We start from the raw sequence: 3,795 nt of genomic DNA, 5'->3' as shown, positions 1-3,795 counted from the left end.
TGTTTGCTTCCGACGCAAAACAGCACGTCTTGATTATGCAAAATTTCGCCGCTAAAGGTGCAGTCGGCTTCGTTAAAGCCGCGGAAAAAGCCCTTTTTGCTTAGGATTTGCCCCTTTTGCAGCTCGCTCGTTTTGGCGTCCAGACTTAGCGCGACGCGGTTTGGAGCCTGCGCTAGCGGCGTGTCCTCGTCGTGGATCTGCACGCTTTTGACGTTAAAAGCTTTGCCCAGATCGCAGTTATAAAGCTTCTCACCCTTTGAAATCGCGCCGTTAATGAGGCTGCCCGTTACGATGGTGCCGAGCCCCTTGAGCGAAAAGACGCGGTCGATGTAGTAGTGCACCACGCCGCCTCCTTGGCGCTGCGCGGGCTTGATATTGAAGAGATAGTTTTTCAGCTCGGCGATGCTTGCGGGATCTTTTATGCTGATAAAAAAGGTGTTTAAAATTTGCAAATTTTTAAATTTGCCGATGTATTCCCTGCACTGTGCCGCGACCTCTGCCTTGCGCGCGTCGTCAGCAAGATCGCACTTGCTGATACATAAGATCACGCTTTTTACCCCGAGCAGCGATAAAATTTGAATATGCTCGCGGCTTTGCGGCATCAGCCCGTCGTCTGCGGCGACTACTAACATCGCAGCGTCGAAGGCATACGCGCCGCTAATCATCGTCTTTACTAGATTTTCATGCCCAGGAACGTCGATGAAAGCGACGTTGGTATCCCCCGAGCGCAGATGCGAAAAGCTAAGATCGATCGTGATGCCGCGCTGCTTTTCGCTCGGCATTCGGTCCCCCTCAAAGCCGTTTAGCGCCTTGATTAACGCGGTCTTTCCGTGATCGATATGGCCTACGGTGCCGATGATTACGCTATTCATAAATTTCTCCGATCTTTTTTATTAAATCTTGCAAGTCGCTTTTTAAAATCGATCTGAAATCGAGCAAAAATTTATCATCCTCGATCCGCCCGATTATGCCCGCAGCGCGAAATTTTGCCTGCGTACTCTGTGGATCTGCGCCGTCAAGTATCGCAAGCGCGACGCTAGGGTAGGAGGCGCCGGGCATCGTGCCGCCGCCTACGAAAGTGGTAGTAGGCACGATCTGCGATTTTACGCCGATGCGAGATTTCACGAGTTCCGCTCGCTCACGCAGCTCGTCCAGGCTCAGATGGATCTGATCTATCGTCGTGATGAGGTGAAATTCTTTATTTATATACGCCTTGATCGTCTCGGCAAGCAGGCTTAGCGTGATCTTATCCACGCGCAGCATTCGCAGTAGCTGGTTTTTGCGCAGGCGCGCGATAAGCTTGCGATCCCCTAGGATGATGCCGCACTGCACGGAGCCGAAAAGCTTGTCGCCGCTAAAGCTAAGCAGCCGCACGCCGCTTTTTAAAAGCTCAAAAATGGATGGCTCGCTTTTGCCTAGCCCAAATCCCAGCTCGCTCGCGTAGCCGCTTCCAAGATCGTAATAATCGATGATCTCGTTAAAACTTTCCTCTTTTTTCATGCTAAATTTTGCAGGGTAAATTTTAGAAGCTTTAGCGGAAATTTCACTCTCGCAGTCTTCATGAAAATACTCGCTCCTTTCGGACGGCTCGCCGCTATTTAAATTTAGAGCATTCGCAGAAATATCCGCTAAGTTTAAACTATTCGGCGCGGAATTTAAAATTTCGCCCGTCGCATCCGACGAGCCGCCGCAAAGATTTTCTAAATTTTTAAAATTTGCCGCTCTAAGCGCTAAAAATTCCTCTTTTTTACGCGTCGCTTTTCGCGCTAAAGCCGCAACTTCCGCAGCGCTTACGCTCGAGCTGAAGCCCGAAATTTTAAAATTTGAACGGTGTACCTTCATCAAGATCGCCGTATTTTCATTGATCGCTTCTTCGTAATCGTCCGGCTTGGTTTTGTTCGTAGTGCCGATCTCCACAAGCTTTGCGCCCGAGTTTGCCATCACTTCGCTTACCCGAAAGCTCCCTCCGATCTCGACTAGCTCGCCGCGGCTTACCACGACTTCGCGTCCGCGCGCGAAGGTATTTAGCACCAAAAATACCGCCGCAGCGTTGTTATTGACCACGAGCGTGTCCTGCGCGCCGAAGAGCTCGCTGCACAAAAGCGCTATGTAGTCGTATCTGTTACCGCGCGCGCCCTCGGATAGGTCGTATTCTAAATTTGAATACGAGGTGATGATCTTTTGCGCGCGGGCTAAAATTTCGGCGCTGATGACGCTGCGGCCGAGGTTTGTGTGCAGCACGACGCCGGTTGCGTTGATGAGCGGCTTAAGGCATAAGCTTTGAAATTTTTCGTAGCGCGCTTTGATGCGCGCGATGATCTCGCTTTCGCTTGCGAGCTCGCCTCCTTGCAGCGCCTCCCTGCGTGCTTCTTCGATGAGCTCTTGTGCGATTTTGATGATTTGCGGGCGGAGGCAGTTTTGAAACTCCTGCGCGTTTGCGATTTTGTCGATTTTTGGTAGTTTGATTCGTTGCATTGCGACCCCGATGCCTTAAAATTTAGGCGATTTTAGCAAAATAAGCTTTTGCAAAACTTTATTTTGAAAAATCGCCTCGCATGCAAAGGCTTTGCCGCGCTTTTTAAAATTTTAAGCAAGCCTCTTGCGTAAGCTATAAATTTAATGCGCCGAGTTTTGGCGGACACTTTTTGTGAGGTTAAAATTTATATTCTAAGTTTAGTCCTGCGCTAAGTCCTTTTCGCTTGCCTACCATACCTTCAAATTTGGCTGCGGCTTCAAAATTTCCTAGATTTTTTAGCTTCGCTCCAACCTCCGCAATGCCGGTATTGCCTTTCATCGAAGGCGAGGCGATGTCCGTACCGTAGGCTAAATTTAACCCCTTTGCCTTACCGTCCAATTCCCGCTCATAAGCAAGTCCGCCGAAAAGATCCAGGCTTTGTCCTAGCTCGTAAGAGTACTTAAATCCGAGCTTTGTCCTTAAGGAATTGCTCTGTTTTAAAAGTATGCTTTCGGAATTTATCTCGACCTGCTTTTTACCCACTCTAGTAAAAAAGAGCTTCGCGTAAAGATCCAAGTCCGAAGCGTCGTTTATCTCAAATACTTTGCCAACTCCTGCGTGCGCGCCGTAGTAGTTTCTAGTGGCGTCGTAGCTCGCTTCCGTGCCGTCCGGCAACACGGTTTTATGATCCGTTTTGATCCTGCCGAGCTTTGCGGAGGCTTCGACGTAAAAATCGCTGGGCAGATTAAGTTTACCCAAAACGCCCGCGCCGTAATATCTCATATGGCCGCTTCCTCTGATATCGGATATGTAGTTTCCGTTAAACATGCCGCCGTATTCGTTGAACGTATCGTATTTGCCGCCGCCGAATTCCATAAAGAGCGAACTAAGCAAAGAATCAAATTCCTTCGCTAAACCTAGCGCAAAGGAGGCCGATCTGACGTCCACGTGCGAGCCTGATTCCAGCCTCATATCCGAAGCTTTCATTCCGCTTAGCACCGCGCCGCCCGAACTGTCGCTGCTTAGATTGGAATTTGATAGGGCATCAAAGCTCTGTCCAATCAAAGCTATTGCTCCTGCGGTAGGCTCTAGCATGCTTTTTTGGACGGTATCGATCAGTCTTTTTGCCTCATTTACGCCTCCGCCGTGATTATCCTCTGCCTGCTCGGATGGTCCTAGCGGCGTTAGCGGAGTGATCTTGCTTCGCACCACCGCGTAGAGCTCCTTGCCTTCGCTGGCTTGCTCCTCGCCGTCTTTTTGCAGACCAAACTCATATATCGTAGAAATTCCCGCTATAGCTTGCAAATTTTCCTTATGGTTCGTCATTTCTGCTGGATAGA

The 3,795-nt window shown here is 49.6% G+C and carries 3 protein-coding genes; all 3 read right to left on the bottom strand.

Annotation, left to right across the window (positions count from 1 at the left end; genetic code table 11):
* On the bottom strand, nt 1-872 hold an 872-nt coding region (locus tag Q0256_RS01070; protein ID WP_297959232.1), incomplete at its 3' end, for a GTP-binding protein.
* On the bottom strand, nt 865-2,475 hold the full coding sequence (gene selA, locus Q0256_RS01065) for an L-seryl-tRNA(Sec) selenium transferase (protein ID WP_297959230.1): 1,611 nt from the start codon (nt 2,473-2,475) through the stop codon (nt 865-867). The genes Q0256_RS01070 and selA, both read right to left, overlap by 8 nt.
* A gap of 178 nt (nt 2,476-2,653) precedes the next feature.
* Nucleotides 2,654-3,795: autotransporter outer membrane beta-barrel domain-containing protein (locus tag Q0256_RS01060; protein WP_297959228.1), on the bottom strand; the 1,142-nt coding region annotated here is incomplete at its 5' end.

The organism is uncultured Campylobacter sp., from assembly GCF_937949835.1.
In the GTDB taxonomy this organism is placed as follows: domain Bacteria; phylum Campylobacterota; class Campylobacteria; order Campylobacterales; family Campylobacteraceae; genus Campylobacter_B.
The sequence above is the reverse complement of the archived record's forward strand: the minus strand, read 5'-3'. Positions and strand labels throughout refer to the sequence as shown.